Annotated in this window: 16 protein-coding genes; 11 read left to right on the top strand and 5 right to left on the bottom strand. The window is 69.2% G+C overall.

The genetic code is table 11. The annotated features are described in order from the left end of the window. Window positions 1-78: 78 nt before the first annotated feature. Both AU196_RS17160 and AU196_RS17155 read left to right on the top strand, forming a co-directional pair. Window positions 79-429 carry a metallopeptidase family protein gene (locus AU196_RS17160; RefSeq protein ID WP_059096291.1) on the top strand — a complete coding sequence of 117 codons (351 nt, stop codon included), beginning with the start codon at window positions 79-81 and terminating at the stop codon, window positions 427-429. 46 nt (window positions 430-475) lie between these two features. Then, window positions 476-670 (top strand): hypothetical protein, encoded by a 195-nt coding sequence (locus AU196_RS17155; RefSeq protein ID WP_059096290.1) that lies wholly within the window; start codon window positions 476-478, stop codon window positions 668-670. 9 nt (window positions 671-679) lie between these two features. Here AU196_RS17155 and AU196_RS26440 read toward each other — a convergent pair whose 3' ends face one another. Further along, window positions 680-2596, bottom strand: a complete 1917-nt coding sequence (locus AU196_RS26440) for a septum formation family protein (RefSeq protein WP_157546423.1) — start codon at window positions 2594-2596, stop codon at window positions 680-682. A gap of 133 nt (window positions 2597-2729) precedes the next feature. On the opposite strand from AU196_RS26440, the gene serS reads away from it, so the two are divergent. The 5 genes from serS to AU196_RS17125 all read left to right on the top strand — a co-directional run bounded on the left by serS (window position 2730) and on the right by AU196_RS17125 (window position 7330). Further along, window positions 2730-3983, top strand: a complete 1254-nt coding sequence (gene serS, locus AU196_RS17145; protein ID WP_059096289.1) for a serine--tRNA ligase — start codon at window positions 2730-2732, stop codon at window positions 3981-3983. Next, the gene (locus AU196_RS17140; RefSeq protein ID WP_502687270.1) at window positions 3983-4795 is read left to right on the top strand and encodes a DUF5718 family protein; all 813 of its coding nucleotides are present in this window, start codon (window positions 3983-3985) and stop codon (window positions 4793-4795) included. Before serS ends, AU196_RS17140 begins: the two co-directional genes overlap by 1 nt. A gap of 71 nt (window positions 4796-4866) precedes the next feature. Then, the gene (locus AU196_RS17135) at window positions 4867-6018 is read left to right on the top strand and encodes a zinc-dependent alcohol dehydrogenase (protein ID WP_059096293.1); all 1152 of its coding nucleotides are present in this window, start codon (window positions 4867-4869) and stop codon (window positions 6016-6018) included. A gap of 8 nt (window positions 6019-6026) precedes the next feature. Then, window positions 6027-6593, top strand: a complete 567-nt coding sequence (locus tag AU196_RS17130; RefSeq protein ID WP_059096287.1) for a hypothetical protein — start codon at window positions 6027-6029, stop codon at window positions 6591-6593. Window positions 6594-6601: 8 nt separating this feature from the next. Continuing rightward, complete coding sequence (locus AU196_RS17125) at window positions 6602-7330, top strand: GAF and ANTAR domain-containing protein (protein ID WP_059096286.1); 729 nt, start codon at window positions 6602-6604, stop codon at window positions 7328-7330. On the opposite strand, the gene AU196_RS17120 is transcribed toward AU196_RS17125, so the two are convergent. Both AU196_RS17120 and AU196_RS17115 read right to left on the bottom strand, forming a co-directional pair. After that, complete coding sequence (locus AU196_RS17120; protein ID WP_059096285.1) at window positions 7284-7631, bottom strand: hypothetical protein; 348 nt, start codon at window positions 7629-7631, stop codon at window positions 7284-7286. The genes AU196_RS17125 and AU196_RS17120 overlap by 47 nt on opposite strands. Next, a complete protein-coding gene (locus tag AU196_RS17115) occupies window positions 7628-9178 on the bottom strand; it encodes an MBL fold metallo-hydrolase (RefSeq protein ID WP_059096284.1) in 1551 nt (516 codons plus the stop codon). The genes AU196_RS17120 and AU196_RS17115 overlap by 4 nt, the downstream gene beginning before the upstream one ends. Before the next feature lie 139 nt (window positions 9179-9317). On the opposite strand from AU196_RS17115, the gene AU196_RS17110 reads away from it, so the two are divergent. Genes AU196_RS17110 through AU196_RS17100 form a run of 3 tightly spaced genes read left to right on the top strand, consistent with a single transcriptional unit; the run spans window position 9318 to window position 11681 of the window. Next, a complete protein-coding gene (locus AU196_RS17110; protein ID WP_059096283.1) occupies window positions 9318-10094 on the top strand; it encodes a lysophospholipid acyltransferase family protein in 777 nt (258 codons plus the stop codon). 5 nt (window positions 10095-10099) lie between these two features. Next, entirely contained in the window at window positions 10100-10855 is a 756-nt protein-coding gene (locus AU196_RS17105; RefSeq protein WP_059096282.1) for a lysophospholipid acyltransferase family protein, read from the top strand. Window positions 10856-10865: 10 nt separating this feature from the next. Further along, window positions 10866-11681, top strand: a complete 816-nt coding sequence (locus tag AU196_RS17100; protein ID WP_059096281.1) for a Cof-type HAD-IIB family hydrolase — start codon at window positions 10866-10868, stop codon at window positions 11679-11681. A 7-nt stretch (window positions 11682-11688) separates the two neighbouring features. Here the strand turns inward: AU196_RS17100 and AU196_RS17095 are convergent, their stop codons facing one another. Both AU196_RS17095 and AU196_RS17090 read right to left on the bottom strand, forming a co-directional pair. Continuing rightward, window positions 11689-13299 (bottom strand): N-acetylmuramoyl-L-alanine amidase, encoded by a 1611-nt coding sequence (locus AU196_RS17095; RefSeq protein ID WP_059096280.1) that lies wholly within the window; start codon window positions 13297-13299, stop codon window positions 11689-11691. Between the two features lie 128 nt (window positions 13300-13427). Then, entirely contained in the window at window positions 13428-14363 is a 936-nt protein-coding gene (locus AU196_RS17090; protein WP_059096279.1) for a hypothetical protein, read from the bottom strand. Between the two features lie 248 nt (window positions 14364-14611). Between AU196_RS17090 and glf the strand changes: the two genes are divergently transcribed. After that, window positions 14612-15808 carry a UDP-galactopyranose mutase gene (gene glf / locus AU196_RS17085; protein WP_059096278.1) on the top strand — a complete coding sequence of 399 codons (1197 nt, stop codon included), beginning with the start codon at window positions 14612-14614 and terminating at the stop codon, window positions 15806-15808. The last annotated feature ends 9 nt before the right edge of the window (window positions 15809-15817 follow it).

Below are 15817 nucleotides of genomic sequence, written 5' to 3'. Positions count from 1 at the left end.
GCCGCCGGGTCTGCTCGCGCGCTCCCCCACCGCCGGGCGAACCCGTGCCGCCGCCTCCACCGCCGGGACCGTAACCGCGTGGCCGTACGGATGAGTGCGCAGCGGTTCGACGAACTGGTCTCCGATGCGCTCGACCTCATCCCACCCAGGTTGGCCGCGGCCATCGACAACGTCGTGGTGCTCGTCGAGGACCGCCATCCCGACGAACCCGAACTGCTCGGGCTCTACGAGGGCATCGCGCTCACCGATCGCGACACCACCTACGCCGGCGCGCTGCCCGACACCATCACGATCTACCGCGACGCGCTGCTCGACGTCTGCGACACCGACGAGGACGTGGTGGAGGAGGTGGCGATCACCGTGATCCACGAGATCGCGCACCATTTCGGCATCGACGACGACCGGCTTCATGAACTGGGCTGGGCGTGAGCGCGGCACTCCCCATCTGTCCGTGGGCAGTGCTAAGAACGAGGTCATGAGCAGCCAGTGCCGGGAGTGTGGGGCCGGGCTCGAACACTGCCACGGCACCGTCATCCACCACGCCCGCTTCCGCATCGAATGCACCGAGGACGACTGCACCACTCCGGAGGTGGTGCACACGTTCAGCATCGACTGCGAGGCCGTGGGTTGCCGCTGCGGCGAGTCGGCGTCCGAGCGCGCCGCGATCTGAGCGGGCCGCTCAGCCCATCGGATCGCTCGACTCCAGCGCATCGCGCACAGGGTCGGCGTCGGGTTCGGGGTAGAACGGCGGTGTCCGGGTGCCCCACTGCACGCAGCTCCAGCGCCCGTCGGTGACGGGCGTGAGCACCACCGACTCGGTGTTGGCGAGGTGGTGGTCGAGGGCGAAGGTGCCGTCGACCCCGGCCAGCACCGCCGACACCAACCGGATCGCCGCGCCGTGGCTGACCACCACGATGTCGTCGTGCCAGGCGTCGTCGTCGAGGTAGCGCAGGCGCAGCTGCGTCAGTACCGGCACGTAGCGGTCGAGCACCTCGTCGCCGGTCTCCCCGCCGGGCATCGGCACGTGGAGGTGGCCCCGCTGCCAGCGTTCGTAGATCGACTCGAATTCGGTGATGGCCTCGTCGTCGGAACGGTTCTCGAGTTCGCCGACCTGCACCTCGTGCAGGCCGTCGAACTCGAGCGGGTCGACGGTCGCGGCCGCGGCGATCTCGGCGGCGGTCTCGGCCGCCCGGCGCGCGAGGGAATGCGCGAGCAGACCCGGCGGCCGCACCAGCCCACCCGCGAAGGTGCGGGCCTGTTCGCGGCCGAGGTCGGTCAGCGACTCACCGGGCGGGCGGGTGTCGAGACGCCGTTCGACGTTGGCGTGCGACTGTCCGTGCCGAACCAGGACCAGCCTGCCGCTCATCGGCCGCCCTCCGGCGGTGTGGGCACGCCTTCGCGCAGTCGTGACAGCCAGCGTGTCGCCTCGTCGCTGCGGACCGTGCTGAGTCTGGGTGGTCTCGGTCTGCTCGGTCTGCTCGGACTGGCTGTAGTCCGGCTCGCTCTGCTGCGACGACGTGTCGACCGCGTCGGGGATCGGCGGCAGGTTCAACCGTTCCTCGGGGATGTCCGGCGGCGGCACCGGAGGCTGTCCGTTGATCTGCAGCGGGCCCTTGGCGCTGTTGAGCAGCGTCGACCACCCGCCGTTGCCGAGCGTCGCGCCGATGCTGCACGACACCCGGTGACTTCCCGCGGTCCAGCTCGGCAGCGAGATCGTGCTGTAGATCAGGGTCAGCGTGGTGTTGCGGAGCTCGATCGGCGCCAGGTAGGCATCGGTCATCCGGGTGCACGCGTCCTTGATGAACGTGTCCTGTTCGGGCTCCGGCGGCAGGGCCCCGGGGAACTTCTCCTTGAGGTTGACCGCCCCGGTGACCTCCATGGCGTGCGGCGCCGCGCAGTCGACCGGGATGTCGGTGGGCTGGTTGGTGGCCGGATCGATGCCCAGGCAGGTACCGGCGGGCCAGACCTTCGACTGGTCGACCTCGGCGACCTTGCCGGTGAAGGCCAGCTGCTGGTTGTTCGCGCCGGGCAACTGCAGACCGCACAGCATGCGGCGCTCACCGGCCTGGCGCCACGCCTTGTCGCCGGACCACATCATGCTGATGGTGAAGCGGCTGTTCGGGTCGAAGCGCGGGCCGAGGTAGCGGCGCACGGCGGCCTGGCACTGCTCCTGGCTGATCTGCTGGATGCGGGCCGGCGACGGCGGTTCGGCGTCCGGGCCGTACTCGCTGCCGGGGAAGGTCCGCATGTCGACCGATTCGGCGACCTCGAAGCGGTGGTCGTCCTTACAGTCGACGATCTGCGCCCCGTCCGGATTGCGTTCGGGCCAGTTCAGGCAGTCCCCGCTCTTGGCGTGGTTGAACGTGTCGTTGCCGCGTGGGCCGAGCGTGATCGCGCTGGCGCTCAGGCCGGGGCCGTTGGTGCCCTCGGTGCGTGGCAGAGCGGTGACGAAACCTGCGATGAGCAACCCGCCGAGCGCGGTCAACAGCAACGCGCGCCGGGTAGACGTGGCCTGCAGGCTGTGCCACCACGGCGCCGTGTCGCGTGCGTCGCCCGCAGAGCGGTCGCGTTCTGGTGCCTCGAACATCCGCTCCATTGTGACAGGCGTGTCAGGTGCTGTGACAAGTGATGCGGTTGTAAAGTTACGCGGTTGTGCCGGGCGGGTACCGCCGACGCCGTCGGATACCTCGAGATGTTCGGAGCGGCCGGGCAAAAGTAGGGTTGCGGCCGTGATCGACCTCAAGTTGCTGCGCGAGAACCCCGATGCCGTGCGCGCCTCGCAGCGGGCGCGCGGGGAGGATCCCGCGCTCGTCGACGCCCTGCTCGACGCCGACGCGGCCCGTCGCGCCGCGGTGTCGACGGCCGACAACCTGCGCGCCGAACAGAAGGCGGCCAGCAAGCGGGTCGGCAAGGCCTCCCCGGAGGAGCGGCCGGCGCTGCTGGCGCAGGCCAAGGAACTCGCCGAGCAGGTGAAGGCCGCCGAGGCCGCGCAGGCCGACGCCGACCGCACCGTCACCGCCGCGCACATGGCGATCTCGAACGTCGTCATCGACGGGGTCCCCGCCGGCGGTGAGGACTGCTTCGCGGTGCTCGACGTCGTCGGGGAACCGTCGCCGATCGCCGATCCGAAGGACCACCTCGAACTCGGCGAGACGCTCGGGCTGATCGACATGGAGCGCGGCGCGAAGGTGGCCGGATCGCGGTTCTACTTCCTCACCGGCCGCGGCGCCCTGCTGCAACTGGGGCTCATGCAACTGGCGGTGCGGTTGGCCACCGACAACGGGTTCACCCTCGTGATCCCGCCGGTGCTGGTGCGCCCGGAGGTGATGGCGGGCACCGGGTTCCTCGGCGCCCACGCCGACGAGGTGTACCACCTCGAGTCCGACGACATGTACCTCGTCGGCACCTCGGAGGTCCCGCTGGCGGGTTACCACGCCGACGAGATCCTCGACCTGTCCGCGGGCCCGCGCCGTTACGCCGGGTGGTCGTCGTGCTTCCGCAGGGAGGCAGGCAGCTACGGCAAGGACACCCGGGGCATCATCCGCGTGCACCAGTTCGACAAGGTCGAGGGCTTCATCTACTGCCGGCCCGGGGACGCCGAGGACGAACACCGGCGGTTGCTCGGCTGGCAGCGCGAGATGCTCGCCCACATCGAGGTGCCGTACCGCGTGATCGACGTCGCCGCAGGCGATCTCGGATCGTCGGCCGCACGCAAGTACGACTGTGAGGCATGGGTGCCCACCCAACAGACCTACCGTGAGCTGACCTCGACGTCGAACTGCACGACCTTCCAGGCCAGGCGGCTGTCCACCCGCTACCGCGACGAGAACGGCAAACCGCAGATCGCCGCCACCCTCAACGGCACGCTGGCCACCACCCGGTGGCTCGTCGCAATCCTGGAGAACCATCAGCAGCCCGACGGAAGCGTGCGGGTGCCCGCGGCCCTGGTGCCGTACGTCGGAACGGAGGTGCTCGAACCGTGATCGACCTACGACTCGACGATCTGCGCTCGTGGTTCGGTTTCGGGGTGGCGGGCAACTTCGCCGGGCACCTCGAACAGGCCGGTGAGGCAGCTGATTTCGTCAACGTCACCTCCGAGGGGCAGGCCCCGAAGGGCATCTTCCCGTGGTACGGCCCCGGCCTCGACGGCTTCCTCGGCCAGTTCCCGCTCTCCCACGACCGCATCGTGCTGCCCGACAGCCGTGAGTTCCCTGAACCGCACAACCTGCAGATCGAGCCCGAGGTCGGGCTGGCCTGCCGGGTGGTCTGGCACGGCGACACCGTCGTCCGGCTCGACCCCTTCGCGCTCGGCGCGTTCAACGACTGCTCGATCCGCAGGCCGGGCGCCGCCAAGATCAGCGACAAGAAGAACTGGGGGGCGTCGTCGAAGGGCGTCGCCGCGCAGTTCTTCGACATCGGCGACCTCACGCCAGACGGGCCCACCGCCACCCTGCGGCTGGTGTGTTTCCTGCGGGACCGCGACGGGCACGAACACGCGTACGGCGTCGACAGCCCGCTGCTGGGCTACTCCTACTACGGCGAGGTCCTGCTGGACTGGGTGGTGGAACGGCTGGCGAACCAGAAGGGTTCGGCCGACACCCCGTTGGAGGACGTGGGGGCACTGATGGCCGCGGCGGGCCACCCCGAGCACGTGCTGATCGGAATCGGTGCGACGCGCTACACCGAACTGGGGGAGTCGACGTTCCTGCAACCCGGCGACGAGGCCGTGGTCCGGGTCTACGACACCGAGTCCGGCGAGACGTCGGAACTGCGGCAGACCGTCGTCACGCGGTAGCCGCCCGGGCGTTCTACCGTCCTCCGGCCGGGTGCCGTTTCGCCGCATCCCGGCCGGGTATGGGCAGGGTCATGCGTGCCATGGTCTACCGCGGTCCCTACAAGATCCGGGTCGAAGAGAAGGACATCCCGCGGATCGAGCATCCCAACGACGCCATCGTGCGGGTGGAGCTGGCCGCGATCTGCGGCTCCGATCTGCACCTGTACCACGGGATGATGCCCGATACGCGGGTCGGGATGACGTTCGGACACGAGTTCATCGGCGTCGTCCACGAGGTGGGCCCTTCGGTGCAGAACCTCAAACCCGGCGACCGGGTGATGGTGCCGTTCAACATCTACTGCTGCGGGTCGTGCTACTTCTGCGCCCGCGGCCTGTATTCCAACTGCCACAACGTCAATCCGAACGCGACGGCCGTCGGCGGCATCTACGGCTACTCGCACACCTGCGGCGGATACGACGGTGGTCAGGCCGAGTTCGTCCGGGTGCCGTTCGCCGATGTGGGGCCCTCGCTGATCCCGGACACCATCTCCGACGAGGACGCGCTGATGTGCACCGACGCCTTGGCCACCGGATACTTCGGCGCGCAACTCGGCGACATCGTCGAGGGCGACGTGGTGGCCGTGTTCGGCGCCGGACCGGTCGGGTTGTTCGCCGCCCAGTCGGCGTGGCTGATGGGGGCGGGCCGGGTGATCGTCATCGACCACCTCGAGTACCGCCTGGAGAAGGCCCGCACGTTCGCCCACGCCGAGACCCGCAACTTCGCCGAGTACGACGACATCGTCGTCGAGATGAAGAAGGCCACCGGCCGTCTCGGTGCCGACGTCGTCATCGACGCGGTGGGCGCCGAGGCCGACGGTAACTTCCTGCAGCACGTGGCGGCCGCGAAACTCAAGATGCAGGGCGGCTCACCCGTCGCGTTGAACTGGGCGATCGACTCGGTGCGCAAGGGCGGGACCGTCTCGGTGATGGGGGCCTACGGGCCGATCTTCAGCGCGGTCAAGTTCGGTGACGCGATGAACAAGGGTCTGACCCTGCGGATGAACCAGTGTCCCGCCAAACGGCAGTGGCCACGGTTGTTCTCGCACATCGAGAACGGCTACCTCAAGCCGAGTGAGATTGTCACACATCGGATTCCGCTCGAGCACATCTCCGAGGGGTACCACATCTTCTCCGCCAAGCTCGACAACTGCATCAAGCCGATCATCGTTCCCAGCGCAGCGTGAGGACTGACATGACCTACACCGCAGACCATCCGCCCGTCCCGTCGTCCGAGGAACTGCGCGCTCGCATCCCCGGCTGGGGGGCCGACCTCGACCCCGCCGACCGCCCGTCGGTGCCCAAGCTTCGGTCCGAACCGACCGGGGCGCATTGGGATTTCCCGGAGCGGCAACCCGAGAAGTGGCCGCGGGAACGCTCGATCGAGCACGAGTTCCTCACCCCGGTCTTCGGCACCTCAGCCCCGCCGCGCGGCCTGTCGGGGGCGATCCGCAAGTACGCCTACGCCGAACACAGCGAGGGCAAGGCCGCGCACTGGCTGCTGCTGATCCTCGCCGACCGGGTGGACGCCGTCGAACATCACCTGCAGTCGTTCGCGAGCCTGCGCCCGGACAACCCGATCACCCAGAGCGGGATCAAGGCCGAGTTCACCCATAACGGGCTGGCGGCCCGCACGAACACCAAACGCGTCGACCGCAACCACATGTGGCTCGACCCGTTCATCGTCGCGGGCCCGTGGGCGGTGTCGGCGCTGCTCGGGGCGCGGGCCGTGAGAGCCGTCACCGGTCGCAAGCGGACGTAGGGGCACGCATGCCGGAGCGCAGCACCACACCGGCTGTCACGGACACGGCGCTGCAGATCGCGTCGTTCTGCCGCGACATGTGCGCGGTGATCACCGCCGACCCGTCAGGGGTGTGGGGCAAGATCACCGCTGCGGCCGTCAGGCTGTTGGATCCGGTCGACCACGCGGGAATCACCGTGATCGACGACGGCGGAGGGGTGCAGCCCCGAGCCGCGACAGACCGTCTGGCCGAGACCCTCGAAGACATCCAGAAGTGTTTCCTGCAGGGTCCCGGCATCGATGCGGTGCGGACGCAGCAGCCGCAGATCGTCATCGACGTCGTCACCGATGGCCGATGGCCGACCTTCGTGGCCAACGCCGGGGCGCTACCGGTCCGATCGCTGGCGTCCTTCCCGCTCACCACGGGCGAGCACACCCGTTCCGCACTCACACTGGCCGCCGAGGTCCCGAATGCCTTCGCCGGCGACGCCGGGGCCCTCGCGGCGGTGTTCGCCTGCAACGCCGCCGTGATCAGCGAGACGGCGCACCGTGAACGGCGCCTCCATCACACACTCACCAACCGCGACACGGTGGGTCAGGCGAAGGGCCTGCTGATGGAGCGTTTCGGGATCGACTCCGCCGCGGCCTTCGCCATGCTCACCCAGCTGTCCGAACGCCACCAGCAGTCCGTGGTGACGGTCGCCCGCCACCTCATCCGCCGGGCTGGTGGTCAAGCAGCTCGTCGAGCATCGCGGTGAACCGGTCGGGGTCGGCCGGTGTGAAGGCCGGACGCCACCGGTTGCCGGCCACGTCGAGCGTGACCAGGGTGGACTTGAACGGGCGGCGCATGTCCAGCGGCAACCACCGACGCAGGTCCGAACTGCCCCACATGCGGAAGCGGTGCACGAACGACCCCAGCGGTTCGGCGCTGTAGCCGCGTACCTGCCGCAGCGGGATCACCTTCGAGGTGCCCGACGGAAAGTGGTAGCGCCGCAACGTGATCGCGTGCTTGTCGAGTTGGATCTGACCGTCGTCGTAGTACTGCCGCGGTGCTGTCACAGCGGTCCCGTCCGTAGTTCGTGGCCCTTGGTCGTCAGGCAGCGTCCGTTGTCCAGGTTCCACTGCCAGCCGTGCAGATTGCAGGTCAGCGTGTTGCCCTCGACCACACCGAACTTCGACAGGTCGGCCTTGAGGTGCGGGCAGCGCCGCGCGAACTCGTACCCGCCCATCGTGATCGATGCCGAATCGTCGTGGGCCTCCGCGAACCACCCGTCGGCGTAGGCCACCCGTTCGTCGGTGAGGCACTTGAAGAACGTGTACAGGTACTCGTTGTAACCGCCGACCCGCCAGGCGCGGAACCGGGTGGACAGGAAGATGGTGTTCACCCAGTCCGGTTCCCCGTCGCGCAGCACGGTGCGCACCAGTTCGGGGGCGATCTCGAATCCGTAGCGGAATTTCTCGTCCGGAATAGGTTCGCGCACAACACGTTTGGGGAAATCGATGACGACCGTCTCGGCGCCGATGCGCAACTCGACCGGATAGCCGATGCCGTCGCAGATCTGGTCGCTCTGCACCATGATCGGCTCGAACTTCTCGCGCAGCGGTTCGAGTAGCGAGTCGCCGTGTGCGGGCGCCCATGTCGCCTTCTCGGCGGCGATCACCGGCGCCATCCGCTGGGCGAACGCCTCGATGTAATCCGCCTTGCCGGTGGTGAAGATCGCCTCGACCTCGTCGTCGGGCAACGGGTGGGTCAGCGAATGGAGTTCGGAGCCGGTGAAATCGGCGGTCGATCCGGGGATCATCAGCAGGCCGCCGTCGTGGCCGTGCCTGCGCATCTGGTCGAGGAACACCATCTGGTCGGGGAAGATGTTCGCCGGATCGCCGTGGTCGTCGTTGAGGTCCCGCAGCTCCGGGTCGAGAAAACACGGCGGCCCCGCCGACGGGATCACCCAGGTGGCGCCCACCTGCGCGATGTACTGGCGGCACCGGTCCATTTGACGCTGGCGCTTCTGCGTGCCGAACGCCTCCTTGGCGCGGGCGGGCATGTCGTAGACCATCGGGTACCAGATCGCGCCCGAGTACTGCAGCATGTGGACGTCGACCTGGCCGAAGTCGGCGGCCAGGACCTCGAGATCAACGGGCCGCGCGTCGTTCATGTTGAACGCGACGGTGTCACCGTCGTCGACCACCAGTCCGGAGTCCCCGATCGGGCCGTCGGCCGGCGCCCGCAGCGCGATGATCATCACATCGAGGTCGCCCTTCGGGCCGCTGACGCGGTGCTTGACCGAGTCCGTGGTCTCGAAGAACCGGTGGAAACCCAGTTTCTCCAGCTCACGCCGCAGATCCGGCACCGGAAAGTCGGGCAGCAGGACGACCGCGTCCTTGTTGACGTGCTCGCTCAGGTTCTTCGGGTCGAAGTGGTCCTTGTGCAGGTGGGAGACGTACAGGTAGTCGACGTCGCCGAGGGCGTCCCAGTCGAGCCGGGTGTTGTCCGGGAAGGGGAACCACGAGGCGAAGTAGGCCGGGTTGACCCACGGGTCGCACAGAATGCTGCCCGCCTTGGTGTCGATCCGGAAGCCGGCGTGTCCGACGCTGGTGACCTGCACATTTTCCTTCCTGCACACGGTGTCGTGCGCATGACGTCGTCGCCTCAGTCTAAGGGGCGCGACGGGCGCGGACCGCCTCGCGCGGCCGGTGGCGCACCGCTCACCGCGCCGCTGTGGTGTCGCGCACTACGCTGGCCGTGTGGAACCGGTATACGGAACAGTCATCCAGCTCGCGCGGTTGACCTGGCGCCTGCAGGGCCTGAAGTTCACCGTCACCGGCGTCGAGAACCTGCCGAGGACCGGCGGCGCGGTGATCGCGATCAACCACACCAGCTACTTCGACTTCACCTTCGCCGGGCTGCCCGCCTACCGGCAGGGCCTGGGCCGCAAGGTCCGCTTCATGGCGAAGAAGGAAGTGTTCGACCACAAGATCACCGGCCCGATCATGCGCAGCCTGCGCCACATCGAGGTGGACCGGGAGAGCGGCGCCGCCTCGTTCGAGCACGCGTGCCAGGCGTTGCGGGCCGGTGAGTTCGTCGGCGTGTACCCCGAGGCGACGATCAGCCGCAGCTTCGAGATCAAGGAGTTCAAGTCGGGGGCCGCGCGGATGGCGATCGCCGCGCAGGTGCCGATCGTCCCGCACATCGTGTGGGGTGCGCAGCGGATCTGGACCAAGGGGCACCCCAAGAAGCTGGCCCGCCCGAAGGTGCCGATCTCGATCGCCGTCGGCGAACCGATCGAGCCCACGCTGCCCGCGCCGGAGTTGTCCGCACTGCTGCACCATCGGATGCAGCATCTGCTCGAACGCGTGCAGGACTCCTACGGTCCGCATCCGCCGGGCGAGTTCTGGGTGCCGCACCGGCTCGGCGGCGGCGCCCCGACGCTGGCGGAGGCCAACCGGATGGACATGGAGGAGGCGGCGGAGAAGGCCGCCCGGCGCGCCGAGCGGTCCGGGCCCGGCGGGGCGCCGGAGTAGCGCCTGTGGAGCCCGTCTTTCGCACACTGGAGATCGTCGCGGAGGCGGCGACCAGGGTCACCGGGACACGGATCACCTATCACGGACTCGACAACCTTCCTGATCGCGGCGGGGCGGTGGTGGCCATCAACCACACCGGCTACGTCGACTTCCTGCCCGCGGCGCTGGCGGCCAAGGCCCGCGGCCGGCGCATGCGGTTCATGATCAAGGCGGAGATGGAGCAGGTCAGGATCGTCGGCTATCTGATCAGGCACACCGGGACCATCCCGGTCGACCGCCGCGCGGGGGCCGGGGCATACGCCGTCGCGGTCCAGGCGCTGCGCGCCGGTGAACTGGTCGGCGTGTATCCCGAGGCGACGATCAGCCGCAGCTTCGAACTCAAGGAATTCAAGACCGGTGCGGCGCGCATGGCGATCGAGGCCGGGGTGCCGATCGTGCCGGTCATCGTCTGGGGTGCGCAGCGCGTGTGGACCAAGGACCACCCCCGCGCGCTGGGCCGCAGGCGGATCCCGGTCACGGTCGCCGTGGGCGAGCCGATGGCGCCCGCGGGGTCGGTGGCCGACGTGAGCGTCACATTGCGCGCGTCGATGGAGGCGTTGCTCGCGCGGGCGCAGGCCGACTACCCCATGCCCGCCGGGCAGTATTGGGTGCCGCGCAGGCTGGGAGGCAGCGCGCCCACCCTCGAGGAGGCCAGACGTCTCGACGAGGCGGAACTGGCGGAACGGGCCCGGAGACGGGCAGAAGGCAGACGGACGAGATGACATCCCCCACATGACACTGCCCGCGATGATCGCCACCGACGTGGACGGCACGCTGCTCGACGACGACGAGAAGGTCTCGCCGCGCACGCGTGCGGTCGTGCACGCCGCCGTCGACGCCGGGGTGCAGTTCGTGCTCGCGACCGGGCGCCCACCCCGCTGGGTGAGGCCGGTGGTCGACGGGCTGGGCCTGGCGCCGATGGCGGTGTGCGCCAACGGCGCCGTCATCTACGACCCGGCCGCCGACCGCATCGTGTCGGCGCGCACCCTGTCCGTCGAGGCGCTCAGCGAACTCGCCGAGATCGCAGGCCGGGTCATTCCCGGTTCTGGTCTGGCCGTCGAGCGGGTCGGCAATTCCGCCCACGACGCGGCCACCCCCCAGTTCGTGAGCTCGCCCGGTTACGAGCACGCATGGCTCAACCCGGACAACACCGAGGTGTCGCTCGAGGACCTGCTCAGCGCCCCCGCCGTCAAGCTGCTGATCCGCAAATCGGGGGCGAGCAGCGCCGAGATGGCCGCCGAACTCGCCAAGCACATCACCGTCGAGGGCGACATCACCTACTCGACCAACAACGGGCTGATCGAGGTCATGCCGTCGGGCATCAGCAAGGCCAGCGGCATCCAGGAGCTCGCGGGTCCACTCGGGCTGGTCGCCGGTGACGTGGTGACGTTCGGCGACATGCCCAACGACGTGCCGATGCTGCGCTGGGCCGGCCACGGCGTGGCGATGGGCAACGCGCATCCCGAGGCGGTGTCGGCGGCCGACGAGGTCACCTCCCGCAACTCCGACGATGGGGTGGCGCGGGTCCTCGAACGCTGGTGGATGTAGCCGCCGATCAGGGATTGATCGGGGCGGTGAACCGCTCCAACTGCACCGGTGGCGCATGCGACGACGCGGGCGGCAGTTCGAGCGGGACACCGTCGATCACGCGGACGACGGTGCTCTTCTCACGGTCGAAGTTCAACGTGCCGTGCTGGAAATTCTGCTTGATCCACAGCGGTTCGTGGATCTCGCCGCTGGTGGGCAGCCCGAGCGCGCCGCGTTCGAATCCGAGCGAACCCCAGGCGTCGTAGAGGGCGCCCGTCACCGGGGCCGCACCGCTTTCCGGTGACCAGTACACCGCGCCGCGTTCGAATCGCACGTACCGGGCCGTGCCCTCACCGGCAGCCTCGGGCGAGGTGGGCGCGCCCAGCGCGGAGGCCATCCCGCCCATCTTCATCCAGCGGTCGAAAATCGCTCCGCCACGCAGGGTTTCGGCGAGATCCTCCGGCCCGGGCGGCGCGTTGAACCGGGCGGCGATGGCCCGCAGGTCACCCATCGCGGCGTACGCGGCGTTGCCGGGGCATTCGGTGTTGCCGACGTCGCGGTGGGTGAAGATGCTCGGCAGCCTGGGTGTCGCGCCGGCCGGGAAGTGGGTGAACGAGCCGCCGGCGCTGGTCAACACCGTGGTGCCCATCGGGTCGACGCGGTCGAGGCCCAGCCGCCAGCCCAGCAGCCTGCCGGTGGTGCGCAGCTGGATCGGGGTGGGCGGCACCGCCTCGAAGTTGCCCATCATCGCGACACCCCAGGTGTCAATGTTGAATCCGCCGGTGTGGGAGGCCTCGACCGGGCGGTCCATCCCACCGGCGCGGCCCTCGAAGACCTGGCCGAACTTGTCGACCAGGGCGTTGTAGCCCAGGTCGCACCAGCCGAGTGTGCGGGTGTGGTACTCGTAGATCGACCGGACCATCCCGGCCGAATCCTCCGGCGCATAGTCGTTGCTGCCCGCGGTGTGGTGGACCACGCCGGCGCGGACGGCGGCGTCGTAGCGCGGCGCACCGCAGCGCATCGATTCGTCGGCGCCCCACTGTGCGCGGGTGATGATGCGCGGCGGGACGCCCGGGGCGAGCACGGCATTGGGCAGTGGCGCGGCGTCCACCGGCGCCTGCGGCGGGGAGATCAGCACCGCGTTGATGTTCTGGGCGAACGGCTGCTCGACGGTGGCGGGCACGTAGCCGAGGTCGGGACTGCGGCGCTCGGTGGGGGCGGGAGCGCTCGGTGCGGCGTCGGCCGGCCTGGTCACGGCGATCTGGACGGTGGTGGTGCGCCCGACGAACACGGGGTCGGTGCCGCGCCGCGCGGCGGCCTCCTCGCCCACGCCCTCGAGGGGTTCGGCCTCGTACCAGGGCCCCCAGGAGCCGTCGTCCTTCTTGGCCCGCACCCGCGCGGAGGTTCCGGTGAGGTCCTCGGCGGTCAACGCCACCATGGAGAACGGGGTGTCCTGGTGGATCTCGCGGACGGTCTCGCCGCCGCCGAGCCCGGCAAGCGGCTGTTCGGTCAGGGTCGGGGCGCCGGGGCCCGCGGATTCGTCGTCGCCGGGCAGTCCGTTGATCGCCCACGGCAGGAGCACGAGCGTCGCCGCGATCGCGGTGAAGAAGAGCGACGGCGCAGGTCGGCGGGACAGCACGGACTGATGTTACGTATGTGTCAGTTGTTACTCATGTTTCGACACGGCCGAAAACGGCAACCAAATAAAATCGCAACGGCACCGCAGAGCCGCGATGGCTTCTGCGGTGCCGTTTCGATGCAGGACTTCTACATGCCCGGGGCGGCGGGCGGGGCCGGCGGCGGCGGCAGCGGGGCACCGGCCGGCGGGGCCGCGGATTTGATGGCCCCGGTGATCGCGGGCACCACGACGCCCTTGAGCAGGTCGATGGCCTGGCCGGCGCCGAGCTGGTTGGCCGCGCTCGACAGATCGCCCAGAAGCCCGGTGCTCGCGGGAGCGGTGGGCACCGTCGCCATCAGCGGATCGCCCAGGATCGGGTAGGTACCCAGCGTCGGATCCGCGCCCAGCGGCGCCGAGATCGGCACCTCGCCCGGCACCGGCAGGGCGCCGGTGGAGACCGGGGTGAGCGCCGGGTCGAGGGTCGGCGTGGTCAGGCCCGGCGTGCTCAGCCCGGGTGCCGTCAGCCCCGGGAGGTCGCCGGTGGGGCTGGTCAGCCCCGGACTGGTCAGCGCGGGGTTGGTCAGGCCGGCGTCACCGAGAGCCGGGGCCGTCGCGGTCAGCGGCGGCACGCTGGCGTCCGGCGTCGTCAAACCCGGTGTCGTCAAACCCGGTGCCGTCAAACCCGGTGTGGTCAGGCCGGGCGCCGTCAGGCCCGGGGTGGTCAAGCCGGGTGTGGTCAGAGCCGGGCTCGCCAGGCCCGGTGCGGTCAGGCCCGGCGACGCCAGGCCCGGTGCGCCGAGTCCCGGAGTGGTCAGCGTCGTCGGCGCGGACGGCGTGCCGGTCAGCACGCCGGTCGGCATCGGCGGCAGGTTGATGCCGAACGAGGACAGCCCCTGGGTCAGCGCGGACATCAGCTCGCTGGGCAGATCGGTGACCATGGCGGCCTGGACGAATTCACGGTGCTGAGGCGCATCGGTGGACCCCGAGAGTTGGGTCACGGCCACGGCTGCGACTGGACTTGCGACGGCCAGGGCGGCGAACGCGCTCATGGCTGTCGAGGCCTTGCTGCGACGTCGGTTCGGCACGGAAGTCTCCTCAATACATGGACTACATGTGGCTATTGCTCGTAGTGGTCAAATCGGTGTCGACCGCGCCGAACTCCCTCTCTCGAGCCCACGCTCCGACGAAACCGATGCTACTGGCGTGACTGGTGTGACTAGAGTGGCGATACTGAATCGTGAGCTAATCGCGACCTGGACTCGCGGGCCCGTTCCGGCGCCCGGCGCGGCAGCATGTCGGGAAGAGCGGCCGCGGTCGGATACCCTGGCTGCCGATGAGCTCCCACTACGACCTTTTCGTCGTCGGCTCCGGCTTCTTCGGTCTGACGATCGCCGAGCGTGTGGCGACCCAGTTGGACAAACGGGTCCTCGTCATCGAGCGACGGCCACACCTGGGCGGTAACGCCTACTCCGAACCCGAACCGCAGACCGGCATCGAGGTGCACCGCTACGGTGCGCACCTCTTCCACACCTCGAATCAGCGGGTGTGGGACTACGTCCGCCAGTTCACCGACTTCACCGGCTACCAGCACCGCGTGTTCGCGCTACACAACGGCCAGGCCTACCAGTTCCCCATGGGGTTGGGCCTGGTCAGCCAGTTCTTCGGCCGCTACTTCACCCCCGACCAGGCGCGCGCCCTGATCGCCGAGCAGGCCGCCGAGATCGACACCGAAGACGCGCAGAACCTCGAGGAGAAGGCGATCTCGCTGATCGGACGCCCGCTCTACGAGGCGTTCGTCAAGCACTACACCGCCAAACAGTGGCAGACCGACCCCAAGGAACTGCCCGCCTCGACGATCAACCGCCTGCCGGTGCGCTACACGTTCGACAACCGCTACTTCAACGACACCTACGAGGGTCTGCCCGTCGCGGGCTACACGAAGTGGTTGGAGAACATGGCCGCCGACGACCGCATCGAGGTCCGGCTGGACACCGACTGGTTCGACGTCCGTGACGAACTCCGCGCGGCGTCGCCCGACGCCCCGGTGGTCTACACGGGGCCGGTGGACCGCTACTTCGACTACGACGAGGGCCGGCTCGGATGGCGCACCCTGGATTTCGAGCTCGAGGTGCTCGACACCGGGGATTTCCAGGGCACCCCGGTCATGAACTACAACGACGCCGACGTGCCCTACACGCGCATCCACGAGTTCCGGCACTTCCACCCGGAGCGGGCCTACCCGACTGACAAGACCGTGATCATGCGCGAGTTCTCCCGGTTCGCCGACGAGGACGACGAGCCCTACTATCCGATCAACACCGAGTCCGACCGCGCGCTGCTGGCCGCCTACCGGGCCAAGGCCAAGGCCGAGACCGCGTCGGCCAAGGTCCTGTTCGGCGGGCGGCTCGGCACCTACCAGTACCTGGACATGCACATGGCGATCGCCAGCGCGCTGAACATGTACGACAACACCTTGGCGCCGCACCTGCGCGACGGCAGCGCGCTGACGGCCCCCGAGAAGATTGAGTGAGCAACCCAG

The sequence above is a fragment of the Mycobacterium sp. IS-1742 genome, assembly GCF_001500125.1.
Taxonomy (GTDB): Bacteria; Actinomycetota; Actinomycetes; order Mycobacteriales; family Mycobacteriaceae; genus Mycobacterium.
The sequence above is the reverse complement of the archived record's forward strand: the minus strand, read 5'-3'. Positions and strand labels throughout refer to the sequence as shown.